The organism is Sporosarcina sp. P26b (assembly GCF_002743245.1).
In the GTDB taxonomy this organism is placed as follows: Bacteria; Bacillota; Bacilli; order Bacillales_A; family Planococcaceae; genus Sporosarcina; species Sporosarcina ureae_C.
On the sequence record NZ_PDYW01000001.1, the window covers coordinates 347,987 to 364,525 of the forward strand.

General features: G+C 43.2%; 17 protein-coding genes and 1 tRNA gene. 17 read left to right on the forward strand and 1 reads right to left on the reverse strand.

Going from position 1 to position 16,539, the window contains the following annotated elements:
- Positions 1 to 2 precede the first annotated feature (2 nt).
- The 4 genes from rph to CSV69_RS01700 all read left to right on the forward strand — a co-directional run bounded on the left by rph (position 3) and on the right by CSV69_RS01700 (position 2,007).
- Positions 3 to 761: a ribonuclease PH gene (gene rph / locus CSV69_RS01685; protein WP_085426474.1), complete on the forward strand. Its 759-nt coding sequence runs from the start codon at positions 3 to 5 to the stop codon at positions 759 to 761.
- A complete protein-coding gene (locus tag CSV69_RS01690; protein ID WP_099692591.1) occupies positions 758 to 1,372 on the forward strand; it encodes an XTP/dITP diphosphatase in 615 nt (204 codons plus the stop codon). The genes rph and CSV69_RS01690 overlap by 4 nt, the downstream gene beginning before the upstream one ends.
- Positions 1,369 to 1,860: a metallophosphoesterase gene (locus CSV69_RS01695; protein ID WP_085426472.1), complete on the forward strand. Its 492-nt coding sequence runs from the start codon at positions 1,369 to 1,371 to the stop codon at positions 1,858 to 1,860. Before CSV69_RS01690 ends, CSV69_RS01695 begins: the two co-directional genes overlap by 4 nt.
- Positions 1,861 to 1,933: 73 nt before the next feature.
- A tRNA-Arg gene (locus CSV69_RS01700) sits at positions 1,934 to 2,007 on the forward strand.
- Between the two features lie 259 nt (positions 2,008 to 2,266).
- Here CSV69_RS01700 and CSV69_RS01705 read toward each other — a convergent pair.
- Complete coding sequence (locus CSV69_RS01705) at positions 2,267 to 4,075, reverse strand: helix-turn-helix domain-containing protein (protein WP_099692592.1); 1,809 nt, start codon at positions 4,073 to 4,075, stop codon at positions 2,267 to 2,269.
- A 225-nt stretch (positions 4,076 to 4,300) separates the two neighbouring features.
- On the opposite strand from CSV69_RS01705, the gene CSV69_RS01710 reads away from it, so the two are divergent.
- The 13 genes from CSV69_RS01710 to CSV69_RS01770 all read left to right on the forward strand — a co-directional run bounded on the left by CSV69_RS01710 (position 4,301) and on the right by CSV69_RS01770 (position 16,525).
- Positions 4,301 to 5,440, forward strand: a complete 1,140-nt coding sequence (locus CSV69_RS01710; protein ID WP_099692593.1) for an acyl-CoA dehydrogenase — start codon at positions 4,301 to 4,303, stop codon at positions 5,438 to 5,440.
- Between the two features lie 41 nt (positions 5,441 to 5,481).
- Positions 5,482 to 7,455 carry an acetate--CoA ligase gene (locus CSV69_RS01715; protein WP_099692594.1) on the forward strand — a complete coding sequence of 658 codons (1,974 nt, stop codon included), beginning with the start codon at positions 5,482 to 5,484 and terminating at the stop codon, positions 7,453 to 7,455.
- Between the two features lie 95 nt (positions 7,456 to 7,550).
- The gene (locus tag CSV69_RS01720; protein ID WP_099692595.1) at positions 7,551 to 8,912 is read left to right on the forward strand and encodes an acetyl-CoA carboxylase biotin carboxylase subunit; all 1,362 of its coding nucleotides are present in this window, start codon (positions 7,551 to 7,553) and stop codon (positions 8,910 to 8,912) included.
- 17 nt (positions 8,913 to 8,929) lie between these two features.
- Positions 8,930 to 9,142 (forward strand): acetyl-CoA carboxylase biotin carboxyl carrier protein subunit, encoded by a 213-nt coding sequence (locus tag CSV69_RS01725; RefSeq protein ID WP_198166208.1) that lies wholly within the window; start codon positions 8,930 to 8,932, stop codon positions 9,140 to 9,142.
- A gap of 20 nt (positions 9,143 to 9,162) precedes the next feature.
- Positions 9,163 to 10,080, forward strand: coding sequence for a hydroxymethylglutaryl-CoA lyase (locus CSV69_RS01730; protein ID WP_099692596.1), 918 nt, complete (start codon positions 9,163 to 9,165; stop codon positions 10,078 to 10,080).
- 4 nt (positions 10,081 to 10,084) lie between these two features.
- Complete coding sequence (locus tag CSV69_RS01735; protein WP_099692597.1) at positions 10,085 to 10,867, forward strand: enoyl-CoA hydratase; 783 nt, start codon at positions 10,085 to 10,087, stop codon at positions 10,865 to 10,867.
- A gap of 26 nt (positions 10,868 to 10,893) precedes the next feature.
- Complete coding sequence (locus CSV69_RS01740) at positions 10,894 to 12,438, forward strand: acyl-CoA carboxylase subunit beta (RefSeq protein WP_099692598.1); 1,545 nt, start codon at positions 10,894 to 10,896, stop codon at positions 12,436 to 12,438.
- A 460-nt stretch (positions 12,439 to 12,898) separates the two neighbouring features.
- The gene (locus CSV69_RS01745; protein ID WP_099692599.1) at positions 12,899 to 13,267 is read left to right on the forward strand and encodes an iron chaperone; all 369 of its coding nucleotides are present in this window, start codon (positions 12,899 to 12,901) and stop codon (positions 13,265 to 13,267) included.
- A 367-nt stretch (positions 13,268 to 13,634) separates the two neighbouring features.
- The gene (locus CSV69_RS01750; protein WP_099692600.1) at positions 13,635 to 14,027 is read left to right on the forward strand and encodes a VOC family protein; all 393 of its coding nucleotides are present in this window, start codon (positions 13,635 to 13,637) and stop codon (positions 14,025 to 14,027) included.
- 123 nt (positions 14,028 to 14,150) lie between these two features.
- On the forward strand, positions 14,151 to 14,579 hold the full coding sequence (locus tag CSV69_RS01755) for a VOC family protein (protein WP_099692601.1): 429 nt from the start codon (positions 14,151 to 14,153) through the stop codon (positions 14,577 to 14,579).
- Between the two features lie 155 nt (positions 14,580 to 14,734).
- Entirely contained in the window at positions 14,735 to 15,232 is a 498-nt protein-coding gene (locus CSV69_RS01760) for an SRPBCC family protein (protein WP_085426460.1), read from the forward strand.
- A gap of 71 nt (positions 15,233 to 15,303) precedes the next feature.
- Positions 15,304 to 15,702: a VOC family protein gene (locus CSV69_RS01765; RefSeq protein ID WP_085426459.1), complete on the forward strand. Its 399-nt coding sequence runs from the start codon at positions 15,304 to 15,306 to the stop codon at positions 15,700 to 15,702.
- Between the two features lie 331 nt (positions 15,703 to 16,033).
- Positions 16,034 to 16,525, forward strand: a complete 492-nt coding sequence (locus CSV69_RS01770; RefSeq protein WP_085426458.1) for a DUF2975 domain-containing protein — start codon at positions 16,034 to 16,036, stop codon at positions 16,523 to 16,525.
- Positions 16,526 to 16,539: the final 14 nt, after the last annotated feature.

Here is a 16,539-nt window from a genome sequence, read left to right on the forward strand (position 1 = left end):
GCATGAGACATGATGGAAGAGCTACAGAAGATATTCGTACAGTAACAATTGAGAAAGATTATTTGATTCACCCAGAAGGTTCCGTACTGATTTCAGTTGGAAATACAAAAGTGATTTGTACAGCGACGATTGAGGATCGAGTGCCGCCATTTATGCGTAATAGTGGAAAGGGCTGGATTTCTGCTGAGTATTCCATGTTGCCGCGTGCTACAGGACAACGAACAATTCGTGAATCATCCCGTGGTAAAGTCGGCGGTCGTACAATGGAAATACAGCGTTTGATTGGACGGGCTTTACGCGCGGTAGTTGATTTAGATGCTATTGGTGAGCGTACGATTTGGATCGACTGTGATGTTATTCAAGCAGATGGAGGAACACGTACATCTTCTATTACAGGTGCATTCGTTGCATTGGTCATTGCTGCGAATAAATTACAAATCGAAAAGAATCTGCCCGTATTCCCAGTTCGTGACTTCCTTGCTGCTACAAGCGTAGGGAAACTGGCTGACGGTCAATTGATCACAGATCTGGACTACGTAGAAGATTCTTCAGCTGACGTCGATATGAATGTGGTAATGACGGGACAAGGGCAATTCGTGGAACTGCAAGGGACAGGCGAAGAAGCTACTTTTTCTCGCGCAGAAATGAATGATTTATTGACGCTGGCTGAATCGGGAATTGAACAATTGATTGCGATTCAAAAAGAAGTGTTAGGTGAGTTGGCGGATAAGATCGGACAACAGGCAGGCGAAGTGCAATGAAAGAAGTGTTAATTGCAACGAATAATAAAGGTAAGGCGAAAGATTTTGAAGTTCTCTTTCGCCCTTTAGGTATCACTGTACTGACATTGCAAGATATAGAAGAATCAATTGATGTAGAAGAAACGGGTACCACTTTCGTTGAAAATGCCGTTCTAAAAGCGGAGACTGTTGCAAATTTACTAGGAAAAGTAGTAATTGCAGATGACAGTGGGCTAGAAGTTGATGCACTCAACGGTGAACCGGGTGTCTACTCTGCACGCTATGCAGGCGAGCCTTCAGACGATGAAGCGAATATCGATAAGTTGCTAGCTAATCTTGTGGAAGTACCTGAAACGGCGCGTCAAGCTCGTTTTCGGTGCGTTTTGGCGATTGCGGGTCCTAATATCGAGACAACTACTTATTCCGGCAGTTGCGAGGGCGTCATTACTGATCAACGTCAAGGAACGAATGGATTCGGCTATGATCCAATATTTTATGTACCTAATAAAGAAAAGACGATGGCCGAATTATCTGCAGAAGAGAAAAGTGCGATCTCTCATCGCGGTGCGGCATTAGCTCAGCTAAAAGAACAGCTACCAGAATTTATCACGAGGTTAGGTGAAATAAAATGAAGCTAATTGTTTTAAGTGATTCACATGGCGACGTAAATACAGTGAAGCAGATTAAATCATTGCAAGCAGACGCCATATTCCATTGTGGCGACAGTGAGTTATCGGCAGAAGATCCATTGCTTAATGGAGTTCATATTGTTCGTGGTAACTGTGACGGTGATGATCAGTTTCCAGCAACCATTGTACAGAAAGTGGGCGATGAGACTATATTCATCGTCCACGGCCATGAGCACAACGTCAAGCGCTCTATGCTCACTCTTTCTTACGCAGCAGATGAACAACAAGCAACCATTGCTTTATTCGGACATTCCCATTTATATGGCGCAGAGATGATCAACGATGTATTGTTTGTTAATCCGGGAAGCACGACTCAACCACGTGGCGGCAGGGTAGCGACATACGCCGTCATCGAAATAGCTGATGCGTATACCGTGAGTTTTTATAGCATGAACCACGACTTAATAGACCAAATTATATTAAATAAATAGTTTTATGAAATAGTGTTGACTTCTCTTTGTATTATGCATATAATAGTTCTTGTGCCTGTGGTTGCAGGTGTTTGTCTCAGTAGCTCAGCTGGATAGAGCAATGCCCTTCTAAGGCATCGGTCGGGGGTTCGAATCCCTCCTGGGACGTCATGAAAAATGTATTGGAAGATAATATAAAAAGCGCTGTAAACGTTGAAAAATGACGTTCGCAGCGCTTTTTATTGTGAGGTAAAACAGCAATTAGTATTTTTGAAATTTAACCACGCGGGCATTGCTGTCCATAATCCCCATATAGATTTTACTTTTGAACATGTTTATGCTTACAAACTTCATTGTGTAAAAGAATTGGGGAGTTAGGCAACCCAGCTATTTAGATGAAAACGATGACAAGGAGCCTATCCCTTTGTCACCGTTTAATATAACGGTAAATGTTCCCCGCTAGCTGAATGTTAAATAATTGCTGGCCATCAGTCAGATCGGCTGAAAGAATTTCTTCAATTCGTTTCAGGCGGTAGTTCAGTGTGTTGGTGTGGACGTGAAGGGCGACAGCGGTTCGTTTGATGTTTTGATTTTGACGAAAATAGGTAAGTAATGTTTGCAACAAGTCCCCTTTGCGGGTTTGTTCATATTGAATAAGCGAGCCGATGACTTCGTGGACGAAATCCAGTAGTTCTTCTTCTGAATTTTGTAAGATGAAGCGCTGGATACCGAGATCTGTGTAGGACAGGGCACGTTCTTCGAAATGGTAGCTTTTCATGAATGTGATGCATTTTTCAGCTTCATTAAATGATTCATGGGCGGCGGCAAGGTTTGATTTCATTCTGCCGATGCCGATAGTGATGTCGAGTTCGCTGTATGTTTTTTCGATTTCCTGTTGCAAGTGTAAGGCGAGTCGTTTAATATCGCCTACTTGGTTTGTTGCCTGCAGTTTAGCAGGGTAGGAGAATAAGGCACCAAGTTTGTTGTGATCGATGAGCGCGGCATCTTGCGAGTTTTTTCCTAGGAAGTATTTGTTCGTCATTTGCAGCATATTGTTGATGACGTTTTCGCTGATAGCACCGTGCTGCAATTTGTCTTTGTTTTCGACGTTAACACTGACGGCGATGTAGTTGCGGTTCAAGTCGAATTGTAGATTTTTTGCCTGCTTTCTTAATGTTTCATCCATTGCCTGACCGGATAAAATTTTTATCATGAATTCGCTCTGTAGACGCTGCTGTGTTTCAGAGACAGTTTGTACTTTGACTAGCTCGAGCATGATAACAGTGCAGATGTGTTCGAGCGCGTTGATTTCGGCTTGTCCGATTGGATCTTTTGAGACGATGATGAGCGTGCCAAGCGTCTTCATTTTCGATTGTAACGATAGCGCGATAAATTGATAGTTTTCGCGGCCTAGCGTGATTTCAGAGACGCTGTACGGGCTGCCGGGCGACTGCTCGTTATGTTTCGCAAAACGTTGCGCCTCGCTTTTCATCTCTTCTGTAACAGGCGTGCGGCAGGCAGAAGCGGTCAATTCGCCTATTTCATCGAATAAGAAAATATGCTCGCCAATTGTTTCGTAAATATAGTCGATAATGGATTGTATTCCTTCTCCGTTGACGACGAGATTGGCAATGTTGCGCTGTGTTTCAATCGAGCGCGACAGCTGCTGAACGGTCTTTTTTTCTTCATAATATATATTCGACTTTTCGAGCGCAATGGCGGCTTGTTGTGCGATCGCCTCTAACAGCTGCATATCCTCTTTTTTGAAATTTAGCGATTTATCGAATGAATCAAGCGTAATGACGCCTATGCATGTTCCTTTCAATAAAATTGGCGATGAAATGATCGAAGTGAAATGGAAATTACCAGGAATCGATTCGTCGAGCAACGTTCGGTTGCCAGGAGTGAGTGTATCGAGCGCCTGTTTGATTTCTTCTTCATTTTTAAACACTAACCCTTTTTTCGCTTGAAATGTCATGCCTGTCATAGATTCACCGTTGCTTAATTCAATCGATTTAAAGATTTGTGGATAAAACAAGCCATGCGCGGATTTGGCCATCAAGCGCTGTTTCTGCTGGTCGAAAACCCAGATTGAACCGCCTCCTGCTGCGTCTACTGCAGAAATTGCTTCACCAATTATCAAGTCGAAAATCGTCTCAATTTCTAATGAAGAGTTAATAACAGTGGAAACATGTACGAGAGATTTGAGCTGACGGTGAGTTAACGTGTCTTGCATAATCTATCATCCTAACCTTATAGTATTTATATTTTTTGTGTAAAACACACAAATTCTTTCAGAAGATCATACATAGAATTGATTTTTCTTATTGTTTATAATTATAAGTGAACTGGAAATAAAATGAAAGCTGGTCTATTGAAAGTATACGTATAGATGAAAGCGTTTGCAATTTAAGCATTAGCAAAACAATGTGTGGCAATGAAAGAATGGAGGGTATTGGATATGAATTTTGATTTGACAGATGAACAACAAATGGTGCGTAAGCTCGTTCGCGAGTTTGCGGAAGCCGAAGTGGCACCGGGATCGGATGAGCGCGATCGTACAGGAGAATTCCCTAAAGAGATTTTTGAAAAGTTTTCCGAGCTTGGCTTGATGGGACTGCCTTTCTCGGAAGAATATAGCGGTGGCGGAGCGGATACGACGAGTTTTGCGATTGTTACAGAAGAATTGAGCCGTGTCTGCGCTTCGACAGGCATCACGTATTCTGCGCATATTTCACTTGGCGGAGCGCCACTTCATTTATTCGGCACACCGGAGCAAAAAGAGAAATATCTCACGCCGATTTGTACGGGCGAATCGTTCGGGGCGTTTGGATTGACTGAACCGAATGCTGGGTCCGATGCTGGCGGTACAGAAACGACAGCTGTACTTGAAGGCGATGAGTGGGTCATAAATGGTTCGAAATGTTTCATTACGAATGCGAGTTATGCGAAACATCTTGCCGTAACGGCGATTACAGACCGTTCGAAAGGTACGAACGGTATCAGTGCATTTATCGTGCCAACTGATGCGCCAGGATTTACAGTTATCGCAAACTACGAAAAGATGGGACTTCATTCTTCCAACACGACGGAATTGATTTTGGAGAATGTTCGTGTGCCAAAAGAAAATCTTCTTGGTGAAATTGGAAACGGTTACAAACAATTTTTGGCGACGCTTGACGGCGGACGCATTGGCATCGCAGCGATGGGTGTGGGCATCGCACAGGGAGCGTACGAGAAGGCGTTAAATTACGCGCAGGAACGAAAGCAGTTTGGTAGAAGCATTTCGAACTTCCAGGCGATTCAGTTCAAACTCGCGGATATGGCGATGAATATCGAACTGGCACGCAATATGGTGTATAAAGCTGCTTGGCTGAAAGATCAAGGTCGTGCTTTCAAAAAAGAAGCGGCATTTGCAAAGTTATTCGCCTCTGAAATGTGCATGCGGATCTGCGATCAAGCAGTGCAGATTCACGGTGGCTATGGCTATATTAAAGAATACCAAGTCGAGCGTTTCTTCCGCGATGCGAAACTCTTAGAAATCGGTGAAGGCACGTCCGAAGTTCAGCGCATGGTCATTGCAAAACAGATCGGCTGCTGATTTGTGAAAAAATTTTTATGAATTAACAAAGGGGCGATTGAATGGATATTGAACGAGTTTTACAATTAGCGGCAAATAGTAAACTTATTTATCCTAGTGAAGAAAAGGCGCGCTCGACATCGATCGGCAGCGCAGAAGCTTTCCAAGAACTTCTCCGGCAGTCCCAAGAAGATCCGGCTGCATTTTGGGATCAGCAGGCCCGTGAGCTCAAATGGTATGAACCGTGGACAGAGACGATCAGCGGCACACTCCCTGATTTCAAGTTTTTCGTTGATGGTATTACGAATCCGAGTATCAATTTACTCGATCGGCATATTCAAAATGGTGCTGGTAACCGGACAGCGCTCATTTGGGAAAGTGAGAACGGCGATTCGAAATTTTACACGTATTCGATGCTTCTTGCGGAAGTGAACCGTTTTTCCAATGTGCTTCGGTCATTTGGCGTGAAAAAAGGTGATTGTGTTGCGATTTATCTGCCGAACTTAGCGGAGTCAGTCATAGCGGTGCTCGCTTGTTTCCGTGTCGGGGCGATCTATAACGCAGTATTTTCTGGTTATTCTGAGCGCTCTTTATCCGATCGGCTAGCAAGCTTTGAACCGAAAGTCATCGTCACGGCAGATGCGACAATACGCCGAGGCAAAGAAATTCGCTTGAAAGAAAAAGTCGATCAAGTGGTGCCGTCTACTCCTTCAGTTGAAGCAGTCATCGTTGTCAATCGTATGGGCATTGATATCGATATGCAAGAAGGCCGGGATTACTGGTGGCATGAGTTGACGGAAAAAGCGAGCATCCATTGCGAACCCGAACGCCTTGAAGCAAATGAAAGCGGCATAGTTTTCTACACGAGTGGCACAACAGGCAAGCCGAAAGGGATCGTGCATTCAGGGACGGCATTTGTAGTGCAGAACTATGTATACGCAAAATATCATCTCGACCATCGCGATGACGACGTGTTTTGGTGTACAGCGGATATCGGCTGGTTGACGATGCATATTTGGGGTATCGTCGGATCTCTTGCGAACGGCGTCACGACAGTCGTTTACGAAGGAGCAATTGATTATCCAGAGAAGACACGTTTTTATGAAATCATTGAAAAATATCGTGTCAATAAACTATTTACCGCTCCAACAGCGTTGCGTATGTTGAAAAGCATGGGCGAGAAGCCGATGGAGCAGTTTGATTTAACATGTCTTGACGTGATCGCACTCGTCGGCGAGCCGTTCGATGCGGAGACATGGCACTGGACATATGAAGTGCTTGGCAAGAAAAAAGTTTATATTAACAACACGTGGGGGCAGACCGAAACAGCCGGCTCACCGATTGCAGGAGCAGCATGGCTGACGCCGATGAAACCCGGCTCTTCCGGCTCACCATTTTTAGGCGCAGTGTTGGATGTCGTCAATGAAGCGGGCGAACCCGTGAAAGCCGGACAGCTCGGCAACTTGATCATTAAACAGCCGTTTCCGATGCTGTGCCGGACGATTTGGAGAGAGCCAGAACGTTACTACGGTTCATACTACAGCCAAGTCGATGGAAGCTACTATGCAAGCGATCTCGCGCTGATCGATGAAGATGGCTATATTTGGGTGGTTGGCCGTTCCGACGATGCGTTCAACGTTGCAGGTCACCGTTTGAGCACGATGGAAATGGAAAGTGCCGTGCTTGAATGTGCAGGCGTAGCGGAATGCGCGGTCATTGGTGTGCCGGATGAAATTAAAGGAGAAGTGCCTTTCGTTTTTGTCCGCCTTTCTGAAGATGTAGCAGATGGGCGAGAAGTTGTAGAGTGGATTAAAGAAAACATCATCCGCCAGATCGGAAAAATAGCCCAGCCGAAAGAAATCGTTGTAACTGACTCTCTGCCAAAAACAGTGAGTGGGAAAATTATGCGCCGCTTAATTAAAGAAATCGTTACGACAGGCAGTGTCGCAGGCGATGTGACGGGGCTTGAAGATCCGTCGACAGTTGCGGAACTTCAGAGTGTCATGGAAGCAAAACCTGCGGGACAAATAAAATGAACAGTGGAGCGGGCCTCTTTACAGCTAGCCTCCTCTTTTCCTAAATTGTTGCACATAAAAGCTAGACTACATGATTAATTGAAAGGGTGAACATCATGTTTAAGAAAATTTTGATTGCGAATCGCGGGGAAATAGCGGCCCGTGTCATGCGTACATGCAAAGTTCTAGGCATTCAAACGGTCGGAGTTTATTCGGAAGCGGATGCGGAAGCTGTCCACGTTAAGCAGGCGGATGAAGCATATTTGCTCGGAGGACCGCGTGTAACGGAAAGCTATATGAAAATCGATAAAATTTTAGAAGCAGCACATAAATCAAAAGCAGAAGCGATCCATCCAGGCTATGGTCTGCTTTCTGAAAATGCGGAATTTGCGCGACGTTGCGAAGAAGAAGGATTCGTGTTCATTGGGCCTTCACCTGAAGTTATTTCTGAAATGGGCAGCAAAATTGCTTCACGCAAGGCGATGGAAAAAGCCGGTGTTCCAGTCGTACCAGGTGTCACCCGTTCGCTAGCAGACGCGGAAGAAGCAATCGAAGTGGCGGATAGTATTGGCTACCCAGTTATGCTGAAGGCATCTGCAGGTGGTGGCGGAATCGGTATGCAAGTCGTCTACGGCGCTGACGAAATAAGCAAAGCGTTCGAAGGCAATAAAAAACGAGCTACTGATTTCTTCGGAGATGGTGCAATGTATATTGAAAAATTCGTTGAAAAACCACGCCATATTGAAATTCAGATTTTAGCGGACAATGAAGGAAATACAGTGTACTTATGGGAGCGCGAATGCTCAATCCAGCGCCGCCACCAAAAAGTCGTGGAAGAAGCACCGTCATCATTCATTTCGGAAGAGACGCGAAGAAAAATGGGCGAAGCGGCGGTTAAAGCAGCTAAGTCCATCGGCTATAAAAATGCCGGAACAATCGAGTTTTTAGTCGATGCAGATCAAAACTTCTATTTTCTTGAAATGAATACAAGGCTGCAAGTCGAGCACCCGATTACGGAAGAAATTACTGGGCTTGACTTAGTAAAAGAGCAGTTGGATATTGCAGCTGGGAAAACACTTTCATTTGGGCAGACAGACGTTAAACGTGACGGGCACGCAATTGAAGTGCGAATTTACGCCGAAGATCCGAAAACATTTTTCCCTTCGCCGGGAACGATCACGAAACTGAAGCTACCAGAAGGAACAGGCATCCGCCACGAATTGGCAGTTCACGGTGAGTCAGTCGTCACACCATTTTACGACCCAATGATCGCGAAACTCGTAGTCAAAGGCAAAGACCGGGACGAAGCAATCGAACGACTGCAAGAAGCGCTTTCGAATTACCATATAGAAGGTATAAAGACGAATATTCCTATGCTTCAGGAAGTAGCAGCGCATGAAGCATTCCGTTTGGGAGATACGACGACCGAATTCGTGGAAAAATATTTGGTGAAGAAAAAACAAAAGCAGACGAAATGACTTTGGGAGGAATTAGTATGACTGAAATTACAGCAAGCATGGCAGGAAGCGTTTGGAAAGTACTCGTCAAAGTAGGAGACGAAGTAGAAGAAGACCAAGACATTGCAATCTTGGAATCGATGAAAATGGAAATACCGATTGCTACTGATTTTGATGGAGTCGTAAAAGAGGTAAAAGTGAACGAAGGCGAATTCGTCAACGAAGGAGACGTCATCGCAATCATTGAATAATTCCTGTAGAAGGAGATGAAATGATGAAGTGGCCTGAAACGATTACGATTAAAGAAGTAGGACCGCGCGACGGACTGCAAAATGAAAAAATCTTCATTCCGACAGAAGACAAAATTGCCTGGATTAATAAGCTTTCCAAAAGCGGCCTGTCATCGATTGAAGTGACGTCTTTCGTCAATCCGAAATGGATACCGGCACTCGCGGACGCAAGTGTTGTGATGGCAGGCATTAAGCGGGAGCCTGGGATCACTTATTCAGCACTCGTCCCAAACCGCCAAGGGCTTGAACGAGCATTTGCTGCGAATATCGATGAAGCGGCTGTGTTCATGTCAGCGAGCGAAACACATAACTTGAAAAACATTAATAAGACGATCGTGGATACATTGCCTGTATTAAAAGAAATTGTCCAAGATGCGAATGCAGCGGGCAAGAAGACAAGAGGCTATGTGTCTACAGTGTTTGGCTGTCCATACGAAGGTGTGGTTGATACAGAAGCGGTCGTCCGCGTATCGGAATCGCTGTTTGACATGGGTATTGACGAATTATCGTTAGGAGATACAATCGGCGTTGCAAATCCGAGGCAAGTCCAGGAAGTACTTGACGTGTTACTGAAACGTTTTCCGGTAGACAAATTGGCGATGCATTTCCATGACACGCGTGGGACAGCTTTAGCGAATATCCTAGCCTCGCTTGATATGGGCATTACGGTGTTCGACAGTTCAGCTGGCGGTCTCGGAGGCTGTCCTTACGCACCCGGTGCTTCAGGCAACGCCGCGACGGACGATTTATTGTATATGTTGCACGGTATGGGCATTCATACCGGTGTCGATGAAGAAAAGATTTTAGCGGCATCCGCGTTTATTCAAAAAAAAATCGGCTATGCACTTCCTAGTAAAAACTTGCAGGCTGCCGGTGCGCATGATAAGCGAAGGACGTGAGTGAATGGGGAATAAAGTGGTAGTAAAGAGGCGCGACGACGGAATTGCGGTCATCTTATTGAATCGTCCCGAAGCGGCGAATGCATTGTCAGTCGAGATGCTGAACGAACTTTATAGTGCGCTGCTAGAATGTCGCTACGACGGGGAGATCCGGGCAGTTATTATAACAGGCGCCGGTGAAAAAGCATTTTGTGCGGGCGCTGATTTAAAAGAACGCTCAGGAATGAATCCGATTGATGTCCGCAAGACAGTTTCATTGATCCGCCAGACAATTAACAGTATTGAATCACTGCCGCAGCCGGTTATCGCTGCAATTAACGGAGTTGCGCTTGGCGGTGGTACAGAACTGGCGCTGGCATGTGACATCCGTATTGCAGCAGATACGGCAAAGTTCGGATTGACGGAAACTTCGCTCGGTATTATTCCGGGAGCCGGAGGTACGCAGCGACTGCCAAGATTGATCGGCAAAGGACGGGCGAAAGAGCTTATTTTCACTGCGCGCAGAGTCGAAGCGGCAGAAGCATTGGAAATCGGGCTGGCTGAATACATTGTGGCACCTGATCAGCTGATGGATAAAGCACTTGCCGTGGCAGGACAAATCGCGGCGAACGGACCGCTTGCTGTTGCGCAGGCGAAGTTCGCGATTGACCACGGTTATGACGTCGAACTGCAGACGGGACTCGCCATCGAACAGAACGCCTATGAAGTGACGATTCCTTCCAAAGACCGGCTTGAAGGACTGCAGGCATTTAAAGAAAAACGTAAGCCCGTATACACTGGCGAATGAGGAATGATCATAAGGGAGGCAGGACGATGACTACAGATACGAAATCTTTGCAGCAAGCATTGAATGAAAGAGTAGAGCAGATAAAAGAAGGTGGAGCGCCAAAATACCATGAAAAAAATGCAGAACAAGGGAAAATATTCGTTCGTGATCGCTTGAAATTACTATTCGATTCAGATCTCGAAATCGAAGACGGCCAATTCGCGAACTGCATGGCGGGCGATCTTCCTGCTGACGGTGTTGTAACAGGCATGGGGAAGATTAACGGCCAAGTCGTTTGCGTCATGGCGAATGATTCCACAATTAAAGCAGGCTCATGGGGCGCACGGACAGTGGAAAAAATTATCCGAATCCAAGAAACTGCTGAAAAATTGAATGTACCGCTCATTTACTTAGTCGATTCAGCAGGCGCACGGATTACCGATCAAGTTGAAATGTTCCCGGGTCGCCGCGGTGCTGGTAGAATTTTCTACAATCAAGTGAAATTATCTGGACGTATTCCGCAAATCTGCGTATTGTTCGGCCCATCAGCTGCTGGCGGTGCATATATTCCAGCGTTTTGCGATATCGTCATTATGGTCGATAAAAATGCATCGATGTACCTTGGATCGCCGCGCATGGCGGAAATGGTTATCGGTGAAAAAGTAACGCTCGAAGAAATGGGCGGCGCGCGCATGCACTGTTCAACTTCAGGCTGTGGCGATGTGCTAGCAAAAAACGAAGAAGACGCAATCGCAGCGGCGCGAAGATATTTATCGTATTTCCCGGCAAACTTTTCGGAAAAGCCGCCTGTACATGACGCAGTGTCTCCGAAACAGCTGGATAAAACACTCGAAGAAATCATTCCTAAAAATGAAAATGCTCCGTTTAATATGCACGACTTGATTAAAGGAATTATCGATGAAGATTCATTTTTTGAAATTAAGAAACTGTTTGCAGGCGAGCTCATTACTGGCCTTGCGCGCATCGATGGAAAAGCAGTCGGCATTATCGCGAACCAACCGCGCGTAAAAGGTGGCGTGCTATTCCACGACTCTGCTGACAAATCAGCGAAATTCATCAACCTTTGCAATGCATTCCACATTCCGCTGCTGTTCTTAGTCGACGTGCCTGGATTCATGATCGGAACAAAAGTAGAACGTGCAGGTATCATCCGTCATGGGGCGAAAATGATTTCTGCGATGGCAGAAGCGACAGTGCCAAAGATTTCTGTCATCGTACGCAAAGCATATGGCGCAGGGTTGTACGCCATGGCAGGCCCGGCATTTGAACCAGACGCCTGTTTAGCACTGCCGACCGCTTCCATCGCTGTTATGGGGCCGGACGCAGCTATCAATGCAGTCTACGCAAATAAAATCGCTGCGCTGCCTGAAGAAGAGCGAGCAGCTTATATTGAAGAGAAGCGTAACGAATACAAAGAAGATATCGATATTTACCATTTAGCTTCAGAATTGATTATCGACGGCATTGTCCCGGCGGACTCACTGCGCGATGAGCTGATTACGCGTTACGAAGCATATGCAACGAAATATATCCAGTTTACAACCCGCAAGCATCCGGTTTATCCGGTATGATGCAAGGTGACGTGTACCGCGTCACCGTGAACTGAACCCCAAATGATAGACACTTTAAAAAGTGACTCCATTTGGGGTTTTTATATGTCACTTCTTCTGTATACTAAAGGTAACTATTCGGATCAAAGTGTTTTAAGTGAGTGAAATATTTTTCAATGAACATCAACGTAAAATGTTAAAATTAAATCCAAGTGTTCACTATGTCTCAGATTGGACTATTCAACACATACCCGAATTATATTTTTTCACTGTCAAGGAGATTTGGTCCCTCACAAATATTTCTCTAACTTCCGGCAGAAGACCCCTGTTAAATAGAATGAATCGTTCATTGCCCCCATGAGTAAGCGTAAGATGAATGTCGGTTGGTACTAGCCAAAGTATATATTCATCTGCTATAATTAGAACATACATTCCCGTTAATAGAGATGATATTATTAATTATATTAAAGGAGGTCACGTTATGGTTTTTTCAAAATACCTGGCAAGTATCGATCATCCCGACCATCGTGAACGGATGGAGGAAGTACTGAAGTGGGTTGCTAATGAATTTCCCGATTTGGAACCAATCATCAAATGGAATACACCAATGTTTTCTAATCACGGCACTTTTATAATTGGTTTTTCCGTAGCAAAGCAACATATGAGCATCTCACCCGAATACGCAGGGATCACGAAATTTGCAGATGATATTGCGCAACACGGCTACAGTGCAACTAAAGGCTTGTTTAGAATTCAGTGGAATAAGCCAATCAATTACGAACTGCTTAAGAAAATTATTGAGTTTAATATAGAGGATAAAATGGACGTTACGAGCTTTTGGCGGAAATAGACAAGCGAAACTACCCACTGATATTTTAATCATTCTGGCAAAACCATTGAAGAGCAAATAGAGAATAGCTACTCTCAAAGAATTGTTAAATAAACGTCTTCTAATCACCCTTAAACCGGCAATTAAGACTCTAAGAAATTGTCTTGATTAATTTATTTAGTAATTCAATTTTACTAGTAATCCATTCTGTGAAATGCTACCCTCCGAGAGTAGTGAGGGATAGAAGGCGCAAGAGGAAGACATACTAATTACTACTGATAAGTTAAAAATGGGTATATATCAAAATCTAGCTGCTTTTAATTATCGGAGTAAGAACGATTGGATATAAATGGGGAACATGTTCTGTACTAAAAGGAGGAGGGAAAAGATGGGAAGAGTAGTTCACTTTGAAATTCTCGTAGACGACATGGAAAGGGCACAAAAGTTTTATGGGGATGTATTCGGATGGACCTTTCAGGACTGGAGTGAGTATGCAGGAATGCCTTACTACGGAGCAGTGACTGGTGATAGTGACCTTGGAGTGGATGGAGCATTAATGCAACGTCAAGGTCCACGTCCAGAACGTAACCAACCACTAAATGGCTATGCTTGTACTATAGGAGTCGATAATTACGATTTAACGGAAGCAAAAATTATTGATGGTGGAGGCAGTGTTGCATTACCTAAATACGCGTTGCCAGGAATGGCTTGGCAAGGCTATTATTTGGATACCGAGGGTAATGTTTTTGGGCTTCATCAACCAGATAAAAATGCAAAATGATAAGGTTTTTTTGTGGGGAATATAATCTTAAACTAAAGAGACGTTTTGTTCTGCAATGATTTTAATGGATTTATTTGCAGATCAACTACATTAGTTTTGATTAAATTAAAGGAGTGGTAGAATATGGCTGTTGATATTTATTTAACGTTTAATGGAAATTGCCGTGAAGCTGTTGAATTTTACACAGAGGTTTTTGAAACAGAAAAACCTAATATTATGACTTTTGGGGATCAATCACCAAATCCAGAATACCCTCTTCCAGAAGAAGCCAAAAACTTAATTATGCATACTCGTTTAGCTATCGAAGGTAGCACTGTGATGTTTTCAGATACGTTCCCTGGTTCTCCTTTCACGCTTGGCAACAATATAAGCCTAGCTTACCAATGCACCGAAGTGAAAAAGTTACAAACGATTTACGAAAAACTAAAAAAAGGTGGAACTGTTGGGATGGAGCTCCAAGAGACATTCTGGGCAAATCTTTATGGTAGTATCACTGATAAATTCGGTGTGATTTGGCAATTGAGTGTAAACAAAGAACTCGCAGCTTATTAATAGCGCTAAATTTAAACTGCTTAATAATTCGTGATTTATTTGTATTGATTAGCTGTTTCAACTATATTTCATACATTCATTAATGAATGAAAAAAATTATGTTTACGATAAATTGCTATTGAGCAATACAATAATTAAGTATAAGGGGTGTAAGTATGAGTAAAGTTTCATCTACAAGTTTGAAAATGATAAGAAATTTTGAAGTGGCACCTGAAATAGTATTTGATGCTTGGTTAAAACCAGAAATGATGAGAAAATGGTTCTTCACGTTGGAAGGAACGAATAAAGTGACTCGAAATAATCCTCAAGTGGGCGGTACTTGGGAAATTATTGACCACAGAGGAGGACAAGATTACCGTGCGATTGGCGAATACCTTGAACTTGATTCTCCTAAAAAAATCAAGCTCACTTTTAAGATGCCAGAAATGAGCGATTTAGAAGATACGCTAACAGTTGAGCTAAAAGAGCTAGAGAAAGGCTGCGAGATGACATTCTTACAATTGATCCATGTTGCTCAAGAATTGAATTCGACAGATCCTGAGATTAAAATAGCACTTGACGAAATGCGTGATGGTACTGAAGTAGGCTGGAATTATATGTTTATGGGACTGAAGGAATTAGTTGAAACAGGTGAAGTTAGCTACAAAGGGTAATACATGTTGAAATAGCTAGTTAAAATAGTTTAATCAAAAATAAAGTTAATGTAAAGAAAGGGAAGTTATATATGAAAGACGTCAAACCTTTTTTAATGTTTCAAGGCGGTACCGCAGAAGAAGCTATGAAATACTACACTTCACTCATCGAGGATTCAGAAATTAAAAGTATTATTCGATACGGAGCGGAAGGGCCTGGTGAAGAAGGTACAGTCATACAAGCGGTATTTTCGTTAAAAGGACAAGAGTTCATGTGTATCGACAGCCATATCGATCATGAGTTTACGTTTACGCCATCATTTTCTATTTATTTAACATGCGATTCTGAAGAGGAAATTGACAGACTTTATGAAAAAATGATGCAAAATGGTACAGCACTCATGCCTTTAGATAACTATGGCTTCAGTAAAAAATTCGGATGGCTGAATGACCAATTCGGAATTTCTTGGCAGTTGAACTTACCAGAGTAATGTAAAAGGAATTTGAGATATTTCACAATCGGCTGCTTAATTGAAAGCCTAGACATACTTTTTATTTTGTAGACAAAATAATGTACAATTAAACGCTGACCCCATTTATTTAATATAAATGAGGCCAGCGTTTTTCAATTAACAATATTACGAGAGCGTCATGAAGATATTTACAGTTTCAAGAAATTTTCTACCGTTTTGTTTCGAAAAGAAGATATGTTAGATGCTTAGCGATAATAATATATTAATAAACGAAATATATTTATTGTTAATCGATAAATTAAGTGTTAAAGTGAAATTTACAATATAGAAAATAAATGAGGTGCGTTTTATGAAACGAGGAACAACGCTATTCTTAAAGTTAGCTGTTATATTTATAGGAATTCCAGTTCTAGCTTTATGCATATTTTTATTGCCGCAGTTAGCGTATGAGGCAAGCGAAGCTGCAGGTAGAGGTTGGGATTTTGCATATGTGGTATATAGTATTTTAGCAGTCATGTATATTTCGGTGATTCCATTTTATTTCGCATTATATCAGACCTTTAACTTATTAAACTTTATTGATAAAAATCAAGCTTTCTCTGAGATATCTGTTAGGGCTTTAAAGAAAATTAAATACTGTGCGATCATAATCAGCGGCTTGTATGCAGTAGCTCTTCCATTCGTCTTTATCATGGCGGAGATAGATGACGCTCCGGGTCTCGTTATAGTCGGAATGATCCCTATCTTTGCATCCATAGTGATTGCCGTTTTTGCTGCTGTTTTGCAAAGGCTTTTAAAAGAAGCGATAGATATAAAAGAGGAAAATGATTTAATAGTCTGAGCTGAGGTGAATAA

Bases quoted from the DNA above. Each gene is read 5' to 3' on its own strand.
- CSV69_RS01750 (WP_099692600.1), top strand. From the start codon at position 13,635: ATGGGAAGAGTAGTTCACTTTGAAATTCTCGTAGACGACATGGAAAGG.
- CSV69_RS01735 (WP_099692597.1), top strand. From the start codon at position 10,085: ATGGGGAATAAAGTGGTAGTAAAGAGGCGCGACGACGGAATTGCGGTC.
- CSV69_RS01715 (WP_099692594.1), top strand. From the start codon at position 5,482: ATGGATATTGAACGAGTTTTACAATTAGCGGCAAATAGTAAACTTATT.
- CSV69_RS01755 (WP_099692601.1), top strand. From the start codon at position 14,151: ATGGCTGTTGATATTTATTTAACGTTTAATGGAAATTGCCGTGAAGCT.
- CSV69_RS01740 (WP_099692598.1), top strand. From the start codon at position 10,894: ATGACTACAGATACGAAATCTTTGCAGCAAGCATTGAATGAAAGAGTA.
- CSV69_RS01765 (WP_085426459.1), top strand. From the start codon at position 15,304: ATGAAAGACGTCAAACCTTTTTTAATGTTTCAAGGCGGTACCGCAGAA.
- CSV69_RS01705 (WP_099692592.1), bottom strand. From the start codon at position 4,075: ATGCAAGACACGTTAACTCACCGTCAGCTCAAATCTCTCGTACATGTT.
- CSV69_RS01695 (WP_085426472.1), top strand. From the start codon at position 1,369: ATGAAGCTAATTGTTTTAAGTGATTCACATGGCGACGTAAATACAGTG.
- CSV69_RS01710 (WP_099692593.1), top strand. From the start codon at position 4,301: ATGAATTTTGATTTGACAGATGAACAACAAATGGTGCGTAAGCTCGTT.
- CSV69_RS01760 (WP_085426460.1), top strand. From the start codon at position 14,735: ATGAGTAAAGTTTCATCTACAAGTTTGAAAATGATAAGAAATTTTGAA.
- CSV69_RS01730 (WP_099692596.1), top strand. From the start codon at position 9,163: ATGATGAAGTGGCCTGAAACGATTACGATTAAAGAAGTAGGACCGCGC.
- CSV69_RS01770 (WP_085426458.1), top strand. From the start codon at position 16,034: ATGAAACGAGGAACAACGCTATTCTTAAAGTTAGCTGTTATATTTATA.
- CSV69_RS01720 (WP_099692595.1), top strand. From the start codon at position 7,551: ATGTTTAAGAAAATTTTGATTGCGAATCGCGGGGAAATAGCGGCCCGT.
- CSV69_RS01690 (WP_099692591.1), top strand. From the start codon at position 758: ATGAAAGAAGTGTTAATTGCAACGAATAATAAAGGTAAGGCGAAAGAT.
- rph (WP_085426474.1), top strand. From the start codon at position 3: ATGAGACATGATGGAAGAGCTACAGAAGATATTCGTACAGTAACAATT.
- CSV69_RS01725 (WP_198166208.1), top strand. From the start codon at position 8,930: ATGACTGAAATTACAGCAAGCATGGCAGGAAGCGTTTGGAAAGTACTC.
- CSV69_RS01745 (WP_099692599.1), top strand. From the start codon at position 12,899: ATGGTTTTTTCAAAATACCTGGCAAGTATCGATCATCCCGACCATCGT.